General features: G+C 49.0%; 15 protein-coding genes and 2 pseudogenes. 8 read left to right on the top strand and 9 right to left on the bottom strand.

All coding sequences use genetic code 11. The features are described 5' to 3' along the window. Positions 1–184 (bottom strand): hypothetical protein (locus OGY04_RS09380; RefSeq protein WP_286585175.1); only part of this gene is annotated, 184 nt, incomplete at its 3' end. A gap of 135 nt (positions 185–319) precedes the next feature. Between OGY04_RS09380 and OGY04_RS09375 the strand changes: the two genes are divergently transcribed. Then, the gene (locus OGY04_RS09375) at positions 320–2,041 is read left to right on the top strand and encodes a SulP family inorganic anion transporter (RefSeq protein ID WP_191226515.1); all 1,722 of its coding nucleotides are present in this window, start codon (positions 320–322) and stop codon (positions 2,039–2,041) included. A gap of 199 nt (positions 2,042–2,240) precedes the next feature. Here the strand turns inward: OGY04_RS09375 and OGY04_RS09370 are convergent, their stop codons facing one another. Beyond that, the gene (locus tag OGY04_RS09370) at positions 2,241–3,902 is read right to left on the bottom strand and encodes a fatty acid--CoA ligase (protein WP_079935388.1); all 1,662 of its coding nucleotides are present in this window, start codon (positions 3,900–3,902) and stop codon (positions 2,241–2,243) included. Between the two features lie 758 nt (positions 3,903–4,660). On the opposite strand from OGY04_RS09370, the pseudogene OGY04_RS09365 reads away from it, so the two are divergent. Then, positions 4,661–5,418, top strand: a pseudogene (locus OGY04_RS09365) (IS3 family transposase); the annotation flags it as partial. 568 nt (positions 5,419–5,986) lie between these two features. Next, a complete protein-coding gene (locus tag OGY04_RS09360) occupies positions 5,987–9,106 on the top strand; it encodes a hypothetical protein (RefSeq protein ID WP_286585174.1) in 3,120 nt (1,039 codons plus the stop codon). A 416-nt stretch (positions 9,107–9,522) separates the two neighbouring features. Here OGY04_RS09360 and lpxP read toward each other — a convergent pair whose 3' ends face one another. The 3 genes from lpxP to OGY04_RS23135 all read right to left on the bottom strand — a co-directional run bounded on the left by lpxP (position 9,523) and on the right by OGY04_RS23135 (position 11,162). After that, complete coding sequence (gene lpxP, locus OGY04_RS09355; RefSeq protein ID WP_286585173.1) at positions 9,523–10,431, bottom strand: kdo(2)-lipid IV(A) palmitoleoyltransferase; 909 nt, start codon at positions 10,429–10,431, stop codon at positions 9,523–9,525. 202 nt (positions 10,432–10,633) lie between these two features. Next, complete coding sequence (locus tag OGY04_RS09350; protein ID WP_182015724.1) at positions 10,634–10,906, bottom strand: hypothetical protein; 273 nt, start codon at positions 10,904–10,906, stop codon at positions 10,634–10,636. Positions 10,907–10,985: 79 nt separating this feature from the next. Continuing rightward, positions 10,986–11,162, bottom strand: coding sequence for a YnfU family zinc-binding protein (locus OGY04_RS23135; protein WP_213076229.1), 177 nt, complete (start codon positions 11,160–11,162; stop codon positions 10,986–10,988). A 153-nt stretch (positions 11,163–11,315) separates the two neighbouring features. On the opposite strand from OGY04_RS23135, the gene OGY04_RS09345 reads away from it, so the two are divergent. Beyond that, entirely contained in the window at positions 11,316–11,549 is a 234-nt protein-coding gene (locus OGY04_RS09345) for a YnaE/YdfK family cold shock protein (RefSeq protein WP_004132711.1), read from the top strand. A gap of 19 nt (positions 11,550–11,568) precedes the next feature. Here the strand turns inward: OGY04_RS09345 and OGY04_RS09340 are convergent, their stop codons facing one another. From OGY04_RS09340 to cspF, 3 genes are all read right to left on the bottom strand, one after another. Then, positions 11,569–20,151: a glycoside hydrolase family 94 protein gene (locus OGY04_RS09340; protein ID WP_286585172.1), complete on the bottom strand. Its 8,583-nt coding sequence runs from the start codon at positions 20,149–20,151 to the stop codon at positions 11,569–11,571. A gap of 155 nt (positions 20,152–20,306) precedes the next feature. Further along, on the bottom strand, positions 20,307–20,471 hold the full coding sequence (locus OGY04_RS09335; RefSeq protein WP_286585171.1) for a YnfU family zinc-binding protein: 165 nt from the start codon (positions 20,469–20,471) through the stop codon (positions 20,307–20,309). An 81-nt stretch (positions 20,472–20,552) separates the two neighbouring features. Then, complete coding sequence (gene cspF, locus OGY04_RS09330; protein ID WP_286585170.1) at positions 20,553–20,765, bottom strand: cold shock-like protein CspF; 213 nt, start codon at positions 20,763–20,765, stop codon at positions 20,553–20,555. Between the two features lie 265 nt (positions 20,766–21,030). Here cspF and OGY04_RS09325 point away from each other — a divergent pair, with 265 nt between their 5' ends. The 4 genes and pseudogenes from OGY04_RS09325 to OGY04_RS09310 form a co-directional block, all read left to right on the top strand. Next, entirely contained in the window at positions 21,031–21,249 is a 219-nt protein-coding gene (locus OGY04_RS09325; RefSeq protein ID WP_286585169.1) for a cold shock domain-containing protein, read from the top strand. Between the two features lie 300 nt (positions 21,250–21,549). Then, on the top strand, positions 21,550–21,777 hold the full coding sequence (locus OGY04_RS09320) for a hypothetical protein (protein WP_286585168.1): 228 nt from the start codon (positions 21,550–21,552) through the stop codon (positions 21,775–21,777). 571 nt (positions 21,778–22,348) lie between these two features. After that, positions 22,349–22,753, top strand: coding sequence for an H-NS family histone-like protein (locus OGY04_RS09315; RefSeq protein WP_286585176.1), 405 nt, complete (start codon positions 22,349–22,351; stop codon positions 22,751–22,753). 79 nt (positions 22,754–22,832) lie between these two features. Beyond that, positions 22,833–22,967, top strand: a pseudogene (locus OGY04_RS09310) (arsenical resistance protein ArsH); the annotation flags it as partial. Between the two features lie 61 nt (positions 22,968–23,028). Here the strand turns inward: OGY04_RS09310 and OGY04_RS09305 are convergent. After that, complete coding sequence (locus OGY04_RS09305) at positions 23,029–24,189, bottom strand: IS30-like element ISCfr4 family transposase (RefSeq protein WP_286584749.1); 1,161 nt, start codon at positions 24,187–24,189, stop codon at positions 23,029–23,031. Positions 24,190–24,242: the final 53 nt, after the last annotated feature.

The raw sequence follows: 24,242 nt of genomic DNA, 5'->3' as shown, positions 1-24,242 counted from the left end.
AGCCCATCCTGACGGATGGGCTTTTTTGCGTCTGTGCGGGATGAAAACCGCCGGATGCGGCGTGCCGCCTTATCCGGCCTACAGGGGCCGGGCTGAACGTATTTTGTAGGCCTGATAAGCGCAGCGCATCAGGCACATCACAACACCGCACCATCGGGTGCAAAGCAATATCCAAAATCTCCATAACACAAGCCTTCCTGCGGTATATGCGGTAAACCCCCAATCTGAATTTTCTGTATTACCTCCCGAAAATATCAGGATCGCCTGCGATAGTTACGTGTACCTTTATCTATAAGTAAGGGTCTATCCGGAGAATAAAGTGTTCGGAAAAATGGTATTAAACTACATGCCGGGGCTAAAAAATTTATTAGCGTACGATAAAAGCTGGCTAAAACATGATGTTAAAGCCGGGTTATCCGTTGCTGCCGTAGCACTACCGGTTGCGATTGCTTACGCTGAGTTGGCGGGAGTCGGGGCTATCGTCGGGTTATATTCCTGCGTTTTGCCAATGCTAGCTTATGCGCTGTTTGGTTCTTCCCGCCAATTGATTGTTGGCCCTGATGCCACGACCTGCGCGGTAATTGCAGCCGTTGTAGTTCCTCTTTCTGCCGGAAACCCAGAACTTCACTGGCAGTTGACAATTGTCATGACTGTGATGATGGGGGGATGGTGCCTGCTTGCCAGTAAATTTCGCCTGGGCGCGCTTGCTGACTTGCTTTCGCACCCCATTCTAACGGGCTTGCTTAACGGGGTTGCCGTGACGATTATTGTCGGGCAACTCGGTAAGGTATTGGGGATTACGCTTGATGAAGAGCAAGTGATTGAGAAGATCATTGCCCTGCCTGGCCGGCTCTCAGAAATTCATTTATTAACCTTAGGTATCTCCATCCTAACGTTAGCGATTTTAATAGCTATCAAAACGTTTCGTAGCCAATGGCCAGCACCGTTGATTGCTATTGTGATAACAACGGCACTGGTATGGATCACATCTGCGCAGCAGTATGGGATTGCCACTATTGGGGGATCGGGCTTTCAGTCTGGTTTGCCCGTCGTTCACTGGGGCTCGTTTCAGCCTGGTCTGGCGCGTGATTTATTGATCCCTGCGCTGAACCTGGCGTTAGTCAGTTTTGTTAGTCTGATGCTCACCGCTCGCAGTTTTGCCGCGAAAAACGGATACGAAATAAATGCTGATGCTGAGTTCAGGGCTTTGGGGGTCGCGAATCTAATGTCTGGCTTATCTCAGGGGTTTGCGATTAGCGGAGCCGATTCCCGGACTGCGGTAAATGATTCCTCTGGAGGGAAAAGCCAGCTTGTTTCCGTTGTTGCTGCCTTAATCATCGGAATCGTCGTGGTATTTTTCACGCAGCCATTACAATTTATTCCGGTATCTGCATTAGGCATTGTTCTAATTTATGCATCGTGGTCATTAATTGATTTACGCGGACTCTGGAACCTGAGGCGAAGAAATAAACCCGCATTTCGCCTGGCGTTCTTCACCTTTGGCTGTGTTCTGATTATTGGTGTTATTCAGGGGATTGGCCTTGCGGTATTGTTGGGTCTGTTGCAGTTCCTGCGCACAGTTTTCCGTCCTACTGAACACTTATTGGGAATTGACGAAAATGGGATGATTCACTCATTAGGTAATACAACCGATGTGAAAATGATCCCTGGCGTGTTGATGTACCGGTTTAACTCACCGCTGACCTATTTTAATGTGGCCTATTTTAAGCGCCGCGTTTTGAATTTAGTCGATGGTGCAGTACTACAACCTAAATGGGTGGTCATTGACGCCGTTTCTTGCTTTACCTATTCAGATATCAGCGTTCTGGCAACCATTAATGAGTTAAAACGGGACCTGAAGGGGCGGCAGATTAAGTTAATTCTTGCGGGCCGAAAAACGGAGTTAACACGCTGGTTTAAGGAGAGTCGACCGACAATGAAAGATGACGACATGTTTCTGGCACCAGACCTTTATTTGGCGCTCCGGTTCATTCAAAGCAAAGAAAGCATGAGTGAGGATGAATCTGGCGTTGTTGAATAAAGCAGATTTAGGTAAATGATCCGGCTGGATGGAAGGTGCCTGTGGCGATGAACATGCCCTGGCACCCATTTTGCTAAAGGGGGATCAGCATCCGCGCGGGGACGGTGAGATCCCCGGCAGAGTATTGGTACCGACATGCTACCTGAAATATAGACAGCGTGACTGTTGTTAACCTTACGCTATGAATGCGACAAATCGCTTAAATGCTTTCCTTCCCATTGCTGGCTTCTAGCTCCCGAATCAGGCGCTTGTTGATCTTACCGACGCTGGTTTTGGGAATTTCTGGGACTATCCTTATCTGTCGCGGGATCGCCCATTTAGTGATGTGGCCGCGGTCGACGAATCCTTGTAGATGTGCCGCTATGGCCTGCGGCTCCAGGTCTTCCCCTTCCTTGCAAACCACCAGAGCCAGGGGGCGTTCGCCCCACTGTTCATCAGGTATCCCGACGACGGCTACCGACCTGACCGCCGCGTGTGAGCTGATGAGGCTCTCCAGCTCCAGCGTGCTTATCCACTCACCGCCCGTCTTGATTACGTCTTTGATGCGATCCTTTATTTCCACTATCCCATGGGGATCGATAGAGGCAATGTCGCCGGTATGCAGCCAACTGCCATTCCATAGCTCAGCTCCTTTCTCGGGTTCCTTCAGGTAGCCCTGAGTCAGCCAAGGGGCTCGCACCACTATTTCACCCAGGGCTTCGCCGTCGTGCACTACCTCCCGACCTTCGCCATCGACGATACGCAGATCCACCAACGGAACAGGCAGGCCGGTCCGAATCCGCAGGGGTAACTGCTCATCCATGGGAAGGGCCAGCTCGGCATCGCTTAAGTGGGTCATACAGAGCAGGGGACAGGTTTCAGACATACCATAGCCAGCGTGAATGCGTATGCCCTTATGGTGGGCCTGTGTCGCCAGTCCAAGGGACAGTGAACTGCCACCCAGCAACATCTTCCATCCCGACAGATCGGTCCGTGTGGCTTCGTCGCACTCGAGGATCATTTGCAAGATGGTTGGCACACAGTGCGAGAAGGTTACACCCTCATCGTGATAGAACCGCACCAGCTTGTTGGGTTCGTAACGACCGGGGTAGACCTGCTTCACACCCAGCATTGTTGCGACATAGGGAGCGCCCCAGGCGTGCACGTGGAACATAGGAGTGATCGGCATGTAGACATCGTTCGATCGTAGCAGCGACTGTCCCTCGTGGGCTGCCAGGAGGCCCAGCTCATTGAGCGTGTGCAGGACCAGCTGACGATGGCTGAAGTAGACCCCCTTGGGATTGCCCGTGGTTCCAGTGGTGTAGAACAAGGTCGCTACCGAGTTTTCATCGAAGTCGGGGAAGTCAAAGCGATTTCCCGCTGCGGCCAGAAGGGTCTCATATTCCCCCAGCACCGGCAGGCTGGTTGCCTTCGATTCTTCGTCGCTAAGCTGGATGTATCCCCGGACAGTGGTCAGTGTCTCTGCCAGTGACTCGACAACCGGCAAGAAGTCGTCGTGCACCAGTACCAGGTTGTCCTCGGCATGATTCATGGTGTAAGCGATTTGGTCCGCCGAGAAGCGGACGTTCACCGTGTGTAGCACGGCACCAATCATAGGCACCGCGAAGAAGCACTCGAGGGCGCGATGGCTGTCCCAATCTAGCAGGGCGACGGTGTCTCCAGGCATGACACCGGCCGCTGTCAGCATGTTTGCCAGGCGATGGATGCGCTGTTTGAGGGTGCGATAGTCGTAACGCAGCTTGTCGGCGTAGACGATTTCTCGCTCGGGATGAGAACGCCCACCCGACAGCAGCAAGCTCTTGATCAGCAACGGATAGGCATGGGCTCCCTGCGCTGACTGTATGACTCTTGTTTTCACCATCCAGATTCCTCGTTGACTCATTATTTGCTCGGTATGATGGCAATTGTAGATGAAGGTTGGTATTTACTCCCTGGCGTTTGCTTCAGATGTCGAGGCGGCGCACCAACTCCAGCCCCTGGGGATGAATGTGCGTACCCTACAACGCCATCTGGAAGAGGGGGGTGACCTTCAGCAAGCTTATCAATGAAGTGCGGCGCGACCTGGCGCTCCCGCAACAGTATTGTGCCCAAGGTTGTTCAGATAAATTACTCAAATCTGGCCTATGGATAAGCACGCCAGACAAAGAGGTGTGCCTGATACCGCTATATTTTTTGCAGTACCATCGTGGTTCCAGTGAAAGGTTTAAGTGTCGTGATGAGGTGGGGTAGGAGTCGCTGTTGGCAGAACGATAAGAAATCTCGCGGAGCCCAGAAAGCAAAAAACCCGCCATAGGCGGGTTCTTCTAAATAGTGGTGCCCGGACTCGGGATCATGAATGCGATTAAGACATTGGTTTTCAAATGCTTTTTGTGGTGTTTATCGCAAGCAGAGCCCCCACAAAAGCCCCCATAAAAGTCTCGCTTTGGTTTTGTGATGGTTATCACGATATAAACGCGGTTAAGGAGAGAGGGGGTTATGTGTCCAAGTCTGTATATGATACCGGAATGGATTGGTTTAGAAACATTACGCAGCCTTTAGTTTACCGTTTGAAGTGGTTTACTGAATTTGGCCACCTGAATAGAGGTGATATGCTCACCTCAGAACAATACAGGTGCACCAATGAAAAGAAGAAATTTTAGTCCTGAATTCAAACGCGAATCCGCTCAGCTGATTGTCGATCAAAACTACACCGTCTCTGATGCCGCTAAGGCTATGGATGTCGGTCTTTCCACGATGACAAAATGGGTCAGGCAACTGCGTGAAGAGCGTCAGGGCAAAACACAAAAAGCCTCTCCGATTACACCGGAAAAAATCGAAATACGTGAACTGAAGAAAAAGCTACAACGTATTGAAATAGAAAACGAAATATTAAAAAAGACTACCGTGCTCTTGATGTCAGACTCCCTGAAAAATTCTCTATAATCGGGAAACTCAGGGCGCGTTATCCTGTGGTCACTCTCTGCCATGTGTTCGGGGTTCATCGCAGCAGCTACAAATACTGGAAAAACCGTCCTGAAAAACCAGACGGCAGACGCGCTGTATTACGCAGTCAGGTACTTGAGCTACATGGTATCAGCCACGGTTCCGCCGGAGCGAGAAGCATCGCCATCATGGCAACCCAGAGAGGCTACCAGATGGGACGCTGGCTTGCTCGCAGACTCATGAAAGAGCTGGGGCTGGTCAGTTGCCAGCAGCCGACTCACCGGTATAAACGTGGCGGGCATGAGCATGTTGCTATCCCGAATCATCTTGAGCGGCAGTTCGCAGTAACAGAGCCAAACCAGGTGTGGTGCGGTGATGTGACCTATATCTGGACAGGTAGGCGCTGGGCGTACCTCGCCGTTGTTCTCGACCTGTTCGCAAGAAAGCCAGCGGGCTCCCGTAATATCACGTTTGACTATGATATTAAGACTCCCGGGGAAATCGTCGTGAGCAATATGCATCATATAAAAACAGCGAGGGGTAATGCTGCTGATGAGATTATCAAAAAAAGTTTTTTCTTTGTTCATGAGGATACCGGACGTCAGTTACGATTAAGCCCTCTGGGCAATGCCTGGCTCCTGGGAAATCCGCAGTCGCCCTTTGCGCTGTGTGTTAACCAGAAATAATGAACGGACTGCTTTTCTGTCTGCCCCGGACGTGGCCTGAACTAGGTCCCGGCGGTCTGACGCCTCAGTGGCCCAACGACCCCTGTTGATTTTCCAGGTATAAACTCTTCTTTTTGTGCTCCCGCAGCAATAATCGCCTCATCGCAACAATCACCTCTCTTTAGTGACTCTGTTGCAATAATCCTTATCTTCACTTTCTGAGATCCGAAAAATACCAAAACCGGATAACAGGATGACGAAACGTGCATGAAGGGAGTTGAGAGACATTTTTTCAGAGAAAAAATGGCCCCTAACGCTTATTATCCTCGATATTTCTTATGGATAATGCAGGATATCTATGTTTGGAAAACTCCTCATAAGTGTCTCATGGCAGGTCAGGGCTGAGTTGCGCCGTAGCCTGAAGTCGAACCGGGATTACAAAAAACTACGCTGGAACCCGATAGAAAAAGTTCTGGTTTCCAGCTCCACCTATTACATCCGGGCTATGCTGGTTCTTTGGTTCACTGCAGTCGGTGCAGTTGCCGTAGTCGAGTATTTTCGGCCTGTATTACATCCGTTCGCTCTGCAGCATTTTAAAGGGATTACCCTCCTTTCAGGATGGATGTCTAATTTACTGGGCAGCCAATTGACTATTATCGGTATTGTTTTTCCGCTGGTCGTGGGTCTTATCAGTGTTCTGTTTCAAAAGAAATCAGCCAGGATCCATATCCAGTCCGCGTATCAACTTCACTCCGGATATATGTTCGCAGGCCTGAGTGGCCTGTCACTTGCCGCATTTATTGTGTTAGGCGGCATAACGTTATCAATTGGTGACAGATATCTTAATACCGCTTTCGCCGTTACCGCTTTTGTGTGGATGCTTTTCAATATTTTCCTGTCTATCTGGTTCTTTGTCTCCAGTCTGAATGTTCTGGATGAGAACAAGCGCGATCGTCTTATGAATAAGTATTTTTTGTCACAAATAGTGGATGACTACATTCAACACGCCTATATTCTGGCGTGGCTCCGCTATCCGGGGGGGAACATAGGTGAAAATTACCTGGATGGTATTAAAATACTACCTTATTCAATATCTGAAAAGGATGATATGGCCCATGTTAAATTTGATATAAGTAAAAATAATGTTGTTACCGATATCTATATAAGACCTCTGCTATTCCTGCTGAGAAGACTCAAAGCGGTGGATGGACAGGATGCGGAAATTATCATTTTGCCCTCTTTTGGTGTGCGTTCGGATGAACTGACGGTATTGTCATTAAGAGGCATCATGCCTGTTTCAGGATTATGGCTGTGGCTATGTCGACGTTGCATAGTGACAGGGCATTCTGAGAATAAAAGGGATCTGGATGATATTACTTTTGATTTCTTTGGTGAGGCATACGATGCACTTAACGATAAAAATATCAGTGTTTTCAGGTCAGGTGTTGAACGATTAACGGATACCTACACCTCTATTAAACGAAGTTACAATTACGGGGACGATAAAAATTATCTGGATGAAGTAAAAGAATCGGGATTTAGCCATACATTCAGTGATTCATTCCATTATGAATTGAGAAAATTTGTTCGTGAAACCGTAAAATCAACAGAATATTCAGGCGAATATTTCCGTGAATCTATGGCTATTCCATTGCATGTGTACAGAAAAACACAGAGCACTCGTTTTACCGATTTCAGACAATTTTTACTTTCTCTTTTCAGGGTCTGGCATGTGTTAAACGAGTGGAAAGCGGGACTCGGGGGCACCCTATCGGCCAGCCAGGAGCAGACTCACCAGGCGCTTATTCGCGAATTTATCGGTCTGTGGGAGGGCTGGAGTATGAACACGATCATTGGCAAACCCGGGAGTGAAGATTCTACCGGCCGTCTGATGTATCATCTGCATAGTACCGCCAGGCTGCTTATCCCGTCAGTGGTCGCCGATAATGTTTCTTCCGTACGATATGCTCACGACGTTCTTTGCCTGTGGTTTAACCAGAGCCGGTTTACACGTCACTGGGAGGAAGAGTACCGCTGGCACAGTTTCTTCCTGACTCCGGATTATCTGTCTCTGGAGGAAACAGATCCGCAGTGGGCAATGTTACTCAGGGGAAGCCCATATAAAAAAGAGGCGGCCTTATCCATTTTGTTTGCAAATGCCTTATCTGATTTGCGTCTGTTGATGGCAGGCTATCTTATTGCGCATTTCGAATCACAGGAAAAGACAGATTTAGCCGATCTTGTAAATCATCTCATAACGTCTGAATTATATGAAGAAAGGGAAACTCATGAGACGCTGACGCCTGCATTCAGACGTTCTGTCGATATTATTGATATGATACTGAGAATTGAGCACTGTAATCTTCATGCGAGTACAAACTGGTACAGCGGGTTATCAGAAACCATTGAGGTTATGAACTCATATAATGAAAGATCCTACGTTCCGGGGCGTATGTATACAGGAGTCCATGAGGATTTAGGGAGCCTCTATGGAGCGTTTTCCTTGCTGGCTATAAAGCTCGCCAGACCAGCTGAGCAGATTACACAGCGTGTTAATGACGCCCTGGCGGGAGGGTTGTTTTCCTATTTCAGTAAAGTCCGAATAATTTCTGTTCTTGAACGCCTGAAACGTGATCCTTCAGTCCCTTATGAAGGCTATATCATTTCAGAAGCGGATTATGCAGCGAACGTGGTTTTCTTTAATGACGTTCTGGACAAATACATTGAAGTCTTCAGTCGCAGCAAAGCGACAGATATCGTTGCTGCCGAAGTTGATCTTGAACGTCTCAGAAATACCGACACTCGTCTGACAAAAGAACTTCCTGGGGCATTGTCTGAAGAGACTCTGCTTAACTACTTCACTTTTTCTCAAAATTCAGAATGCGATCGCAACTGGCTGGTGAGATACATTCCTGTAAGTGTTCCCAAAGATTATGTTGCTAGAGAACTTAATCGTAATTTCTACGGAGATTTTCCGTCTGTATCAGATGTAAGGACAAATATTCACCACAGACTGCATAATTTACTGTGGCAATCACAGGCTAAATTAACGATGGAAGTCAAAAACCTCGAAACACTGTTAATGAAAGTCGCGCAACGGTCCGCCGATCAGCAGAATTACATACTGGTGAGCTACGGTTCCCGCTTTAGCGAAGAACTGAGGGAACTGGTTTATCAGCCGGAAAGGCATGACGCGTTTAACATACAGGTTGATATGTCAGCCAGAGGTAGCCGCGCTCTGCCCTTCAGGATCAATAACTGTCTTATTTACCTTGTCCTCAATTCCGAAAAGGAATTTTCGGTAATGGTCAGCGCGGAATCCTTCGGTGAACTCAGGCTGTTCAGGTACCCGGATGGAACCCTTTTTAACACCTTCTACCGCAGCAGCGACGATCCACTTGAAGGAGTGATGACAACGCTCTGGGAAATGGAGATGGAAATCACTGGTCCCCTGGTGGCCCGGTTTGAACATAGCTGAGCAAATGTACGGCGACCCTTAATGGGGTCGCTGTTAAATTGCTTTAGAGTTAATCATAAATTCAAATCTTAGCGATTCATGCAACAATTCACATATCGCAACAATTCACTATTTTTTGTGCTTATCCTGCAATAATCCGTCTTTTCCTCTCAGCAGATCCGAAAAGCGGTAAAGTCGGATCTGGACTGACTAATCGTATGGAAGGGCGAAAGAGATACGGCAGGAAGGAAGATGGGAATGGAAGGTCCGTTTTGAGCGAAAAATGGACCTTCAAATCCAAACCGGTTCAATTGATTAACCTTGGCAGTCAGTTACGCTATCGTTAACATTAAGCCGATAGAATAATTCCCTATCCATTTTTTACAAATACACAGTGGCAAGAAAGATAGATTCTGGCTCATGACAAGCAGAGTGATTCATTTGTATAAAGAGACTTCGCCTTCAGGACGCGTTTTGAACCTGCGATACATCCACAGGTATTGCTCAGGGGCACGGAGAATTTCACGCTCGATGATCTTGTTCATATAAGCCGCTGCGGCGACCTTGTCTTCCCCTGGATAGCCTGACAACGGATTGCTGATATACATGTGATAACCTTTTTTATCGCTACGTCGAATCATGCTAAGTGTGATCAAGTGTGCACCAGCTAGTTTTGACAGAGCATACGTTCCGTTCGTCGTGGCTGCTTTTTTTACCGAGAAAAAAGGTGCAAAAACGCTTCCTTTAGACCCATAATCCTGGTCTGGTGCAAACCAAACGGCTTCACCTGCTTTTAGCGTATGAACAAAACCTGATAAATTATGTCGATTAATCATAGCTTTATTTGAACGCATACGCCCTTTTGTCTGTACCCATTCCATTAATGGATCATTGTGTGGGCGATACGTTGCCATCATAGGATGGCATAACCCCATTACTCTTCCACACAACTCAAGGGACATAAAATGAATCCCGACAACCATTACTCCTCTTGTTGCACCGGTCAGGTTTTCAAGCCCTTCGACATCAAACCATTTTTTGACTCTCGCATCGCTCCAGAACCAGGCCATTCCTGTTTCCATCAGTCCCAGCCCGAGAGAAACAAAGTTTTTATTGACCATCTGGCTCCGGGCAAACGGTGTCATCTCGGGAAAGCACAGTTCGATATTTCTAATCGCAATCCGTTCCCGGCGTTTCAGAAAGGGTCTGGATATTTTTCCAAGGCCAGAACCCAGAATATGTAAAACCGGGTAAGGAAGTTGAACGAGAAGCCACAGCAGACCCAAACCAGACCAGGTAAGCCAGTGGCGAGGATGAAGTAAATTATGAGTAAAAGTCTGTGCCATAAATTTCCTTAATGCTAATGAAGGTTATAACGCAAAAGGAAAACAATGAGGCAATTCGTCTTTAGCGATACATTTTGTTTAAGATAATTTAAATTCATCTAAATTCAGGAAAAAATATTTTGCAATGACTGGTGAATAATTTAAAGAGCCAGGGGTGAATTGTAAGCCAGCAAATTTATTCTGTTATAAATCCATGGTTTTATCATTGATACTCAAGGAATTGTCTTCTTGATTCATCATCATCAAGGTACTCAAAAGAAAGAAGCCGAATTTTGGTAAGTTTATAAAACCACTCACAATCGTTTCGTTGAATAATTTCGCCTGGTTTGAAACATATCCCGGATGCCACCCGAATAATCGCATATTTACCATTACTAAACCTGACCCGGTGAATACAGAAAAGTTGGCCAGCCTGTCCGTGACAGCTGTTCGACATGATATGCCCTTCAATAAAAACAGATTTTTTAGATTTCATTATCATACCCTCGACAACAGCAGTACAGGAGGAATGTTGTCATTTTCCGACATCACTGACGTTACGTGGCAGAAGCTGATCAGCCGCCGATACACCAGCATTCTGAAGGTCTGAACAACAGTCCGCAGGCAGGGCACTCAAGAACCGCATCTTTTCTTAGTTTACCTGCTTTCTGATCGGCTCTGTGTGCACATACCGGGCAGGCAACATGAACCGGTCTTTCTTTAAAATACCTGAGCCCGTTTGTATAAGACATAAATAATTCTCTGAGGAATACAGTAATCATTATACGCTTTAATATAAAAATAAATGGCATAAGTTATGTTAAGTTGTGTCTGAATCAGGATATCAGATATTGAAAATTGAACGTCTTATTTATGATACACTACCCTTCCGTGAGAAATTTAAGATGAAATCAGAAGACACCCTTGACTGGTATCCGGCACAACTACCGCCTGTGAAAATTATTCTTGGCGAAGCCGTGCTGGCTGTGGGTAAACAGGGCCGACCGATTAATACCCGCACCTTGCTGGAATACCTTCAGGTCATGCAGGACAAACAAAAAAGGCGGGATGACAAAATCGCCATGCAGACTGCGATTGATGTTCTCAGGGATAATCAGCGCATTAACGGCAGACGTTAATGCACCTCCGGGATCAGTGTCAGTTCTGAATGATCTCAACCGTATGGTTTTGTCCATCATCCTTCAGCGGTATTCTGTCATCAGGGAGGAGAACACCATCCAGCGTCACGCAATATTCTGCATCGCCGCGTGAAACACTAATCTGATAATGGCTTTCACCATATTGATATGCCATAGAAAAAGACGACCACTCATCCGGTAACCTGGCATTAACACTAAAGTCAGTGCCGGAACGTTTTATCCCCAGTAATTCCTCGGTAAGTAAACGCCAGGCCCAGCCTGCGGAACCGGTATACCAGCTCCACCCTGCACGTCCGGTATGGGGAGCGACGCTGTAGACATCAGCACTCATGACATAAGGCTCAGCTTTATAAATCCCGACAGAGTCCGCATTCAGGGTATGATTTATAGGGCTGAGCATTGACCAGAGTTGCCAAGCTCGTTCGGCATTCCCCATTCGGGCAAAGGCCATCACTGCCCAGATGGCGCCATGCGTATACTGCCCTCCGTTTTCCCGCACGCCGGGCAGGTACCCCTGTATGTAGCCCGGATTTGGACCGTGTCCGTCGAAAGGAGGCGTTAACAGTTTGATCAGCCCTCCTTCGTTATCCACAAGGTGCTTATCCAGCGCCTGCATGGCCTTTGCGCACCGTCCCGGGCTCGCGGCGCCGGACAATACAGACCAGCTCTGCGCAATCGCATCAATCCGGCAGTCCTGTGAGGTTTTCGATCCCAGGGGAGTACCATCGTCAAAATACCCGCGCCGGTACCATTCCCCATCCCAGGCGTGGGCTTCGAGATTACTTTGCAGGCGCAGAGCCTGTGAACGGCACATCGCGGCGACGCTTTCATCCAGCCTGCGCTCCGCCAGCGCTGCAAACTGCTGCAAAATGTCGTACAGGAAGAAGCCCAGCCAGACGCTTTCACCTTTGCCTTCGATACCCACCCGGTTCATCCCGTCATTCCAGTCACCAGCCCCCATCAGCGGCAGGCCATGCTCCCCGAAGCGAAGTCCATAGTGAATAGCTTTGACGCAGTGTAACCAGAGTGTCTCTTCGGTGCCGCTGATGACCGGCGTGTCATAGACAGACTCTTCACCAGGCTGAAGCGAGCGTCCCTCCAGATAAGGAATGCGTATTTCCAGTGCATCCATATCCCCCGTCGTTTCAACATAGTGGCAAACAGCAAGCGGCAGCCAAAGATAGTCATCGGAACAGCGGGTACGGACACCGTTGCCGTGTGGCGGGTGCCACCAGTGTTGCACATCCCCCTCGATAAACTGCCGTGATGCACAGAGTATTATCTGTTCACGCATCCGGTCCGGAGCAGCGTGGCTCAGAGCCAGCGTATCCTGCAGCTGATCGCGAAAACCAAATGCACCGCCAGACTGATAGTAGCCACTCCGGGCCATAAGACGGCAGGCGACCGTCTGATACAACAGCCAGCCATTAACCAGTAAATTTACGGACGTGTCGGGGGTGTTAACTACGATTTTATCGAGAACATTGTGCCAGTGATTATGAATCCGGTTCAGCTCCTGGCGGACCGTATCCTCATTCATGTAGCGGGCCAGCGTCTCCTGAGCACAAACATCATTCTCCTCTGCGCCGAGGATAAAAATAAACGTCCTCTGGTCCCCGTCAATTAATGTAACCGCCGATTGCACCGCTCCGCAGGGATCCAGACCGGCCCCCGTCTTACCGGAAAGCTTTTGCAGTTTCATGGCCGACGGGGCGTGAAGGGAACCATTACGGCCAATAAACTCCCGGCGGTCCCCTGTCAGAGAACAGTCATTACCGCTGACGGCAAAAAATGCAGTTCGGCCGCCACCATTATCACCATAAAAGTTATTCGCAAGCACCCCGCAGCCGCCGGGCGTTCTGGCCACATGTGTCACAATGTGAGGGGCTGAGCGCGTTCGTGTTTCTCCGAGCGTCCACTCTACATAGCCTGTGACGGAAAGTTGACGTGTCCGTCCCGAAGAGTTACTGAGCGTCAGGAGCACCAGTTTAACCGGATCTTCTTCAGCAACCAGGACCGTCAACTCGCTGTCTATACCACTCTCACGATGGGCAAAAACGCTGTAGCCAAAACCATGGCGGGTCAGGTAATCACCGTGTCCGCGAACAGGTAAAGCCGTCGGCGACCAGCACTCCCCGCTCTCTTCATCGCGCAGGTAAAATGCCTCGCCGCTGCGATCGCTCACCGGATCGTTCTCCCACGGCGTCAACCGGTATTCATGGGCATTCTCATACCAGGTATAGGCCTGCCCTGCCTCTGAGATCACACTGCCAAAACGGGAATTTGCCAGTATGTTCGACCAGGGAGCCGGTGTAAGCGCATTTTCCCGAAGGATGATCTGATACTCCCGCCCATCCTGAGAAAATCCACCGTACCCATTGAAATGGCATAACTGACTGGTATCAGGGCTCCAGTCCGTATGTTGATTACGCTCGCGCGCAGCACGCGGAATGAATGCCCTTGCAGGCGATTTCAGGGTATGAATACGCTGGTTAAGCTGCTCATTAATACCCCCTGCGCGGTCATCAAGATAAAGACAGGCCACGCTCATCAAAAGCAACTTATCCTCAGCGGAGAGATGCTCACCGTTGCGGACAAAAAGCCCGCCCTTTTTATCCAGCAGACTGGCTTCAGACCCGGCATAAATTAACTCCATAATCTGATTTTGTAATCCCTGCTGGTAGCCGCCGGGGCTGTTATTCAGGATAACCAAATCAACATCCAGCCCTTTCTGTCTCCAGTAACGGTGTGCCTGAATCAGTGTGGTCACTGAGGTGATACTTTCCTCGCTGGTTATACTCAGCAGCACTATCGGCAGATCCCCTGAAATTGCCCAGCCCCACAGTCCGGACTGGCCACGCCGGTTGCGGCCGATCGCCTGGCCTTCGGCGCGCAGCTCCTGGACAGGGTAAAGCACTGCGCTGGCGAGACTATTGAACAACGTGGCATCATCTTCACTGGCGTTCATCTGGCGCAATACCACCAGACTGTGAGACCAGGCCAGTTCAAAGACGCGATCGGCGATAGGGTAATCGCGATATTTCTCCAGCAACGCCAGGCTCTGCTGACGGGTCTCGCTGATGCCATAAATGATATCAATCGTAACCGGCTGCCCCGGCTGCAGAATGATGGCGTTGCGAATTGCCAGTATCGGATCCAGCACCGAGCCCGACGTGTTGCCTAGCATCCCTCCCGTCTCTATTGCCTGTGCATTCGCAGGGGTTCTGCCACGTCCAATAAACCTTGCCCTGTCCGTTTCAAACGACACGTTATGTCGGTTATCGCCGTGCACCACCATCATGTGAAACAGGCAAGGGCCCGGTTCATCCGGTGAGTGCGGGCGCCGGTGGCAAAGAATAGCGTCACGCTCAGGAGCCAGCTCAGTCTGAATAAACAAATTGCTGAATGCCGGGTGTGCCAGATCGCTGGCATCAGGTGCCAGTACCACTTCAGCATAGGTTGTCAGCTCCAGAGAGCGAGGCTTGCGACCACGATGAATCAGTGTGAGCCGTCGCAATTCAACATCATCCTCCGGAGAGATCACCACCTGAGTTTTGACGCTGAGTCCCCCTAAGCTGCGTCTGAATTCTGCCCCCGCATCGGTGAACAACACTTCCTCGTCTTGTCCGCTGGTGTGGGCTGTTGGTTGCCAGGTATTGCTCCACACATCTCCCGTCTGGGTATCGCGGATGTAGCAGAATGCTCCCCAGTTATCACGGGTGGTATCACTGCGCCAGCGCGTTAGTGCAATATCATTCCAGCGACTGTAACCACCGCCGCCCGCGGTCAACATCAGATGATAATGGCCGTTGGACAGGAGTTGAATATCCGGGGCGGGGGTATCCACGCTATAGAAAATACGGGGTTCATAGCGAACGGGTTTGACCATGCCCTCATGAGATTCAAAATGACGGCGCGGACTGTACAGATCGACCGCATCCGGCACGCGCTCCTGTAACAGCAGACTCGCTGACCGGAATACCGTGCTGGACATAAAGCGTTCAGTCATGGGAGCGTCAAGCAGCACATGAGCCAGCGCCTGAAATGCCATACCCTGGTGATGCGCCATCCAGGACTGTACCACCGCATAGAGCTGACCGGTTGCAAGACGTGAGGGTGTATAGTCCAGCGCTTCATAAAAACCGTATTCTCCGCGTGCACCATTTTTTTGCAGCCTGAACAGGTTCTCACAGGCTCTCTGTGGGGAAACCATCAGCGCCAGCAGCGTGGCGTAAGGAGCAACAACCATGTCATCGGCAAGTCCCCTGCGTAGACCGAGCCCCGGTACGCCAAATGCCTGATACTGATAATTATGCTGAACATCAAAAGCATGATAGCCAGACTCTGAAACACCCCATGGTACCCCGCGTTCTTTCCCCCAGTGAATCTGGCGCATAACCGCCGACTGACTCATTTCATCGAGCAGGCTGCCGGGCCAGGTGGGCATCACCAGATTCGGCATCAGATATTCAAACATGGATCCGCTCCATGACATCAGGGCAGTTTCATTATCAATCGTGGTAAACAATCGACCCAGCGCGTACCAGCTTTTAAGAGGCAGCTGATTAGTCGCAATGGCAAGAAAACTGGTCAGGCGGATTTCAGACGGCAGGAGATCGTAGTGGCTCTTGTCAGGCATATTGGTATCACAGTTATAACCGACGCTGAGCAGACTGGTTGCTTCACTGTACAGAAAGGCGAAATCCATCCGGGCATGCTCATCCAGCCGCTGTTCCAGCTCGGTGATAATATTGAGTCGCATTCGGGCCTGCTCCGCCACTGACGCCGGAGGCGTTCCTGTACCGGTTAATGTCGGACGGGCAAGCTCGCTCAGCGTCGGCAGCATCTGTTCATTCCAGGATGCAGGCAACCAGCCAAGCAACAGAGACCACTCATGGCAAAGCTGAACCAGTTGATGCTCCAGATGTCCAGCCCAGCGCATCTGAAGAGGAGATCCCTGATGACATGCGCTGGTCAGATGGTTGCACTGGGTGCGCATGCTTTTCAGTTCGCTGAAAAGCGCCTGCGGAGAGAGCGACACCGCGTTCAGGCAATGCTTGCGCAGCAGTCTCAGGCTGTCAGGTGGGTTCTTACCCCACTGTTTTTCCAGAATATCCAGCGTATCGTTCAGTCCTGCCAGTATCTGTTGGTTGCTTAAAACAGGCTGATGACGCATGGCGGACAGGCCTGCACGCAGGGTCAATAAATGCCCGGCCATATTGCCGCTGTCGACGCTGGAGATATAGCGTGGACTGAGGGGGACCAGCGTACGGGTGTCATACCAGTTGTAGAGATGGCCCCGGTAGTGCTCCATTTTATCCATCGTGTCGAGCGTGAGCGACACGCGCCGGAGCACCTCTCCGCCAGGCAGGTAGCCAAAGTCCCATGCCGTCAGGTTAGCCATAAGTGAAAGACCAATATTGGTAGGAGAAGTTCGGTGTGCCACCGTCGGTTGTGGTATTTCCTGATAATTATCAGGCGGAAGCCAGTTCTCTTTTGCTGTGGCAAATGTTTCAAAAAAAGCCCAGATTTCACGGCTTGTCTGGCGTAACAGCTGTTTTTGTTCCTGATTAGGCGAAAAAACCTTTCGCACGGGCTGGCGACTCAGCCAGCTCATCAGCAGCGGTGCCACACACCATACCAAACCGATCGGTAACGCAATCCCCAGCAGCTGTGGGGCAAATTGTCCGGTCAGTATTGTCAGCGCCACGCCACCGGCAGCGTTCAGCCACATCGCCTGATAAAAACGTGCAACAGTGGGTCTGGCCTGACTGCTGTCCTGGCTGTGGCTGACCCACTGGCTGAGGTGACGCCTGCTTATCCCCAGTCGCCATAGCGTCACGGCGATCGCTTTCAGCGAATATCCGGCTTCGTGCGGCAGTATCGCAAAATTAAGGCTGATACCTGACAGACGCTTTAGCGCGCCCGCCCCCACCAGTAACAGATGCGGCTTCACGCGGCGACGCAGAGGTTTATGCAGAAGGTCGTGGCTAATGCAGAGGATGGCTGGCAACAACCATATCAGCAACAGTATGCCCAGCCAGTAAACCGGATTGGGTACCCAAAGCAGAGTGAAGAACAGCAATATCAGTAAGGAGGGGGCGACCAGACTGCGACGTAGATTATCGAGTAATTTCCAGTAAGAAAGCGCGGTCAGCGGATTCCTGACCCGGGTTCCATCGGCTTTTCTGATGCGTGGTTTTAGCCAGTTAAGCAGTTGCCAGTCACCCCGGATCCAGCGTGAACGTCGTGCAACATCCGACAGATAATTATTAGGGTACTGTTCGTACAGTAACACCTCGCTCAGCAGACCCGAACGTGCATAGCATCCTTCAAGCAGATCGTGGCTGAGTACCAGATTTTCCGGGCAGATGTTCGTAGTGGCCTGCATAAAAATATCAACATCGTAAATCCCTTTGCCCACAAACGAGCCTTCCCCAAAGAGATCCTGATAAATATCCGAAGATATCATCGAATAAGGGTTATTGCCCGGTACGCTGCTGCGCAGGGCTGCGTAACGCCCCTGACCGTTGCGTGGTATCTCCTCCGCAAGACCGGGCTGTAAAATACCGAATCCTTTGACAACCCTCTGGCGTACCGGATCATACTCAGGCGTATTCAGCGGATGCGCCATCGTCGCGACGAGTTTGTGTGCCGTATCGCGCGGGAGCACAGTATCGCTGTCCAGGGTAATGACGTATTTTATGTGACCCGGTAAAAGGTGGGCAGGCATCTCTGCAACGCTGACGAATTGCGTTCCGGGATGGCGCAACCAGCTGTTCAGTAACGCCAGTTTTCCCCGCTTGCGTTCATAGCCCATCCACGCTCCTTCCGAGGGGTTCCATTCAGGCTGGCGATGTAACAGATAAAAACGTGGTCGGCCGGAGGGGTAGCGGCGATTAAGCGCCTGCGTATCGGCGATAGCCTGTCTGAGCAGCGCGTGACTTTCCGATGAGGGTTCATTTTCAGAATCAGCAAAATCAGTGAGCAGCGCGAACCTGAGATTTTCGTTTTCGTTCCCCAACCAGCAGACTTCAAGACTGGTGAGGAGCTGGCTGAAACTTTCGTGGCTGGTCAACATGCAGGGAATGACTAACATGGTGGCACTGTCAGCGGGAATACCGGCTGAAAAATCCATCCCCGGCAAGGGGCGAGGAACGCGAAAACGGGTGGTTGCATCACTGAGCAAATCGCTCATTAACTGAGTTAATGCGATAATCAGAGGTAATATCACCGCGATCAATAGCCAGTCTGCGCCCTGCATGGCGGTTTCGTGCAATATTGCTGCGGTCGCTGCGGTTGTCAGCAACGCCAGGCTTCCAAGCCATGACAGCAGGGTTATTCTGTTGAAACTGTGCCGTAAGCGTATGAGCCTTGAGGCGTCTGCCAGGAGATGAATATCCAGCGCCTGTCGACCTTCGCCTGCAAGATAATAACCAACATGATGTTCCGGTGTATCGGGCGCTTTTTCCTCTGAAAGCGCCAGCACCTTCTCAGTAACCTCAGGCTCGCTGAGACCGCTGTCTCTGGCCAGAACCTCAACTACGTGCCGGTAATGATCCCGGGTATTGAAGTGCATCCGGGGATAAATGCCGGCAGGATCATTGCGTAATGCCTGTTCGACGACGCTTATCGTTTCGGCGAAATCAGCCCAGTCCGTTTCACTCACTAATCGGAGACCCGCGATGCTGTTACTGACAGACAGCTGACTGGCGGCAAGCTGTTGATTGAAACTATGTATGAGAACGTCGGTGGTGATCTCCTGTTCCCGAAGGCACTGATCAACCCAGGTCAGAGGTAACGACAGCGCGTTGCCATGCCCCTGCAGGCGCCGCATCAGCTCTGCGACAAACGCGCTGGTTAACGGGGGGCGGGAGCGCGCCATATCAGCAACCACCATGATTAAATCAACAGGCGCACTCTTAGCACATTCGAAAATCCTGGTTATCCACGTATCGGCAAGGTTTCTGTCCTGCTGCGCATTTATCACTTCCATGCTGATACGACGAAGATTTTCAATCAGCGCCAGGCGCAGCATTCCCGGTAGCGCCCAGACTTCACCTAGCGTCAGCGGTGTCACCTGTTGATAGGCAGTGAGATAGCTGGTCAGGCTCGCGGCATCCCAGCGGCCATCACCGTGAGCAACTGCCTCTGATGCGATATGATAAATTCGTGGGCAATTCAGTGGCGATACCAGCGACGGGAGACCTTTTCCAAAACTTTTCGGCAAGTGCTGGCGGACTGTGCGGATTTGTTCCTCAATAAGATAATAATTGTCCAGCAACCATTCACCGGCGGGCATGATACTGGTCTTTTTACCCGCGTTAAGCTCATAGCAGTTTTGGGTGATGACGTCCTCATTGTCGCCAAGCCGTTTCAGAAGATAATAAGGATGTTTATCCGGCGATAGTTTGTGAGTCTGCGCCAGCTTCTGACCGTAGCGCTCCATCTGGACGGTCGAAAAGAGTTCTGACCTCGGAGTGCTTTCACTCGCAGGATCGTTCGCCGAAAACGTTACGTTTTCGGCAGCATTGATCGGAATACGGGAGCGGTTAAACCACGCTCTTGGGTTCATTTTCATAGCATTGCTCTGATGCGACGTTGGCGCGCAGGAGCAGTTGCGAAATCAGTTCAGAAACGTTCTCTCAGGATGGGCGTCAGGCATCAGGGATTTAACAGCTGCCGGAATCTAACATAAGTATAGGACATGAGCTCTGTTCTGCGGTTTTGGTCGAGCTAGCGTCGGGAGATAAACAGAGCCTTACATCCGGGGCAAAGCATGGCCTGGTTGAGCCGGATTTTTGACAACGGTTGTGCTGATTTTAAGCCACAAACAGGACAGGCAGCAGTGGCAGTAGACGCTCTGCTGAATAGTTTCATTGCGTAATTGATAACAGACATAACCATTAACCTTTCAATGAATGAGCTTCACCGTACCACATGCGGTTAAGTTTTAATCTATTTATTTTGACACACTGAAAATCAGAAAAGATAAATGTTCGCAGCTACAGGCCCTCTGAGACCGTTTATACGGCAAAATTCTATGCGGTTTCCAGGGATGAATAATTCTGATTCGCGGGAGTTAACGGCTGAAATGTGAAGCAGAACGTCTTTTTGGCCATCAGATGGGATGATGAGGCCTTTACCACTAAGAATGTCAAAGCTTTTCACAATTCCTGTCATTTTATGAGACAAGTCAATTCCTTATTGAAAACACGTAAGGAATATACATTGAAAATAGCATCCTGCCATTGTTAATTTCTTTGCAGGACATCTGGAGGGCTAAAATATAATTTGCTTATTATGATTTCCCGTGCCTTAATGAATCCCATCATTTCGATGTGCAAACGAACGTTAAAAATTTTCCGGACAGTCCTCATTACTAGGCGTTATCGCTGATATCCCTCCTTTTGAGTCCATACGTTTACTATCAATACAATCATGTGTGACAGGAATCAGTATGACCTCAAGAATTAAAGGCCTGGTAAAATGGTTTAACGATGACAAAGGGTTTGGCTTCATCTCTCCTCTTGATGGCAGCAAAGATATCTTTGTCCATTTTTCTGCACTTAATGGCGACAACTTTAAAACTTTATTTGAAGGACAGAAAGTTGAATTCGCCATTCACAGCGGTGACAAAGGACCTGCTGCTGCAAACGTAATACTTTGCGATAAATAAATAATTGTGGATCTGCGATAACGATAAAGGATTATTCCTGAGTAGACAGATCCATAACTTAAATCAGATGAAAGTCGTTTATTCTTAATATCAGGTCAGCATATTTTTCGCAATTATGAGTGTGCTGACCGATGTGATGAAGTGCAGGACTGCTGCATAAAAGTCTGAAAGCAGAAGCTAACTGCTTGTTAAATAATAAAGTGTGTAAGAGGAGAGGCTGCCTCCGAAAGCATCACGTCTTTGCTTTTACCATAATGGCATCTGCCAGTTAACATTCACGCAAGAACAAGGTAATAGAATATGATAAAAGTCCTTGTTTTCTTTAATGCTGAATCCTGTAAAATCATGACAGTTCTGGAAGGTATATCTTCTATCAGGCAGGAATATCCAAACGGTGAAGAAGCACATCTTCGGATTATGTCTGCAAGTTTTCCTTCCTTAACTGGCGATCATGGTATTGTTTACGTAGCTTCTGACAGAGAGTTAACGTCACAGGAGATACTTGATGCGGCCAGGAAATATTTATAGCATTTTTGTCATGCTCTCTGCTTCACGTTTAATTGCATGCTTACTCTATTTATCAGAATCGAACAAAAAATGAGTTAAAAACATTTATGGCCTGTTAACAGCAGGCTTTTTTTACATTACACTTTTTTAGAAACACCTCTATAAAGAGAGAGTAATTCGCTATCCTCTGACAAAATGCAGGTATCTCTCCCCTGCGTGCCATCTTACCATTTGTGAAAAACCTTACTAAGTGCCGGCGCTAATTCACTAAATGTCTCTCCTGATTTTAAGCTCATCAGATATGACTGAAGCAACAAGTTATGAGGGTATAAAAGGCTCTTCGGATGACTCCTGACATCATAGCTTTAAGTACTTTCAAAAATGCATGGACATTTCGTTGGAGTTAGAATTTAGCTCTTGCACATTCTTCTTAATTTTGTCTTGCGGTAAGAGATTTATATAAGTAGTCTAAACCTCGTTAATAACAATATGTACCAATCGGATTAAAATGCTCAGTAAGAAAAATCGGGTTGATGAGCAACCGTCGACATTGATATTTGCTGAACAACGAAAAACTTTAAAAGGTCTCTTTATGTCAGATGTTCTCACACAGTTAAACAATATCCGTACTTTACGCTCCCAGACTCGTGAAATTTCATTAGATGTACTGGAAGATGTTCTGGAAAAGTTTAAAATTATTCTTATAGAACGAAGAGAAGAAGAGACATTACGTCTTGCAAATGAAAGTCAGCGCCGCGATAAACTGGAAACACTTCGTCAGATGATGCTTGATGAGGGTATCGACCCATCCGAACTTATGGCTGCTATTGGCTCTCCGGGTAAGGTTAAAAGGACGCGCTCCCCCCGCCCCGCAAAGTATCGATATACTGACGAAACTGGAGAGTCAAAAACATGGTCAGGTCAGGGGCGAATGCCGAAGCGGATCTCAAATCTGATTGCTGAAGGTGGGGAATTAAAAGATTTTGAAATCAGCTAAAAAGAGACGGGTTATACCCGCCTCTTTTTTGTATAGGCCGCAAGTTGCCTTAGAGAATAGTTGAGAAACATTTAGTTCCGTCGATGTAGCGGAGGAGCTGTTTAAAATCACAGTGCTGCTTAAGGGACAAACCGGTTATCTTGCAGATCGTTACAGCGAGCGAAAAGAGAGCCATCAGGAGCTTTCATACCGAGTCAATCAGGACAAAATATAACGTATGTTCTTCGTGAATCCATACTGCATGAGCTTAACAACGTCCGCTATTGGCTGTGAGTTCAACTGATGGACGCAACACACTTATTGAACCGTTCTGCTGGTGATTCATAGTCTAGCGTTTTTCTCGGCCTTTCGTTGAGCTGTCTGGCAACACTGTTAAGTCTTTGCTGGCTGTGAACCGATAAGTCAGTTCCTTTTGGAAAATATTGTCTGAGCAATCTGTTCGTATTTTCATTTGAGCCACGTTGCCAGGGAGATTGAGGATCACAAAAATAAATCTGAATGTCTGTCGCTATAGTAAATCGTGTGTGGCTGGTCATTTCAGCGCCACGATCCCAAGTTAATGTTTTATAAAGCTCAGCAGGTAATTCCCGGGCTTGTCTGATGAGTGCAGATATAACTGTTATGGTCTTGTTGTCTCTGATCTTCGCCAGCATAACAAAACGGGAATGACGTTCTACGAGGGTGATGATATAGGAGTTTTTCGAGCCCTGAATCAAGTCACCTTCCCAGTGACCTGGAATAGCTCTGTCAGCCGCCTCTGGTGGCCTTTCGCTGATAGGTATCGTGTTCGGGATTGACCCTAATCCTTTCCCTTTAAGCGATGACGTTCTGGATCTACGCACGACTCTTCCGCTTCTAAGGCATTGCTGCAGCTCTTTTTTTAATGCTCCCCGGGTTTGTATAAAAAGCGTTTTATAAATCGTTTCGTGTGACACATGCATTTCCTGATTATCCGGATAACAGCGTTTCAGCCAACCGGCGATCTGTTCCGGCGACCAGTCCTGATGCATCTTCTCTGCAATAATTTTACACAATGCGGGGCTTTCAATTAGCTTGCAAGGTTTTGGTCTCAGGGCATTTTCCCACGCAGTAGCATCGGCTTTTGCTGCACGGTATTGTTTTGCACCACCGTGCCTACTGACCTCGCGGCTAATCGTTGAGGGCGCTCTTGATAATTTGGCAGCGATGTCCCTGATGCTGCGTTTTGCTACCAGCCCTCTGGATATCTCTTCTCTTTCGTCTAGCGAAAGCGCTAATCGGTGTCGCTTTCGGACAGGGGGACGGTATCCACCAGTCTGGTGGATAGTGGGCATGATAGAAGAATGATATCTGTCGAACATCCTTGCGATATCATGCAGGGAATCACCTTGCTTATATCTGTCCCAGATAATCGCTTTCTGTTCAGGCGTGTAGTAAATGCGCGTTCTTCGTTTCATGGCAACGTCCCCCTTGATTAAGGATAGCGTTGCATCGACCCATTGAACTCACA

Source organism: Citrobacter sp. Cpo091 (assembly GCF_030332645.1).
Taxonomy (GTDB): Bacteria; Pseudomonadota; Gammaproteobacteria; order Enterobacterales; family Enterobacteriaceae; genus Citrobacter; species Citrobacter portucalensis.
This window is presented reverse-complemented; position numbering and strand designations above follow the sequence as displayed.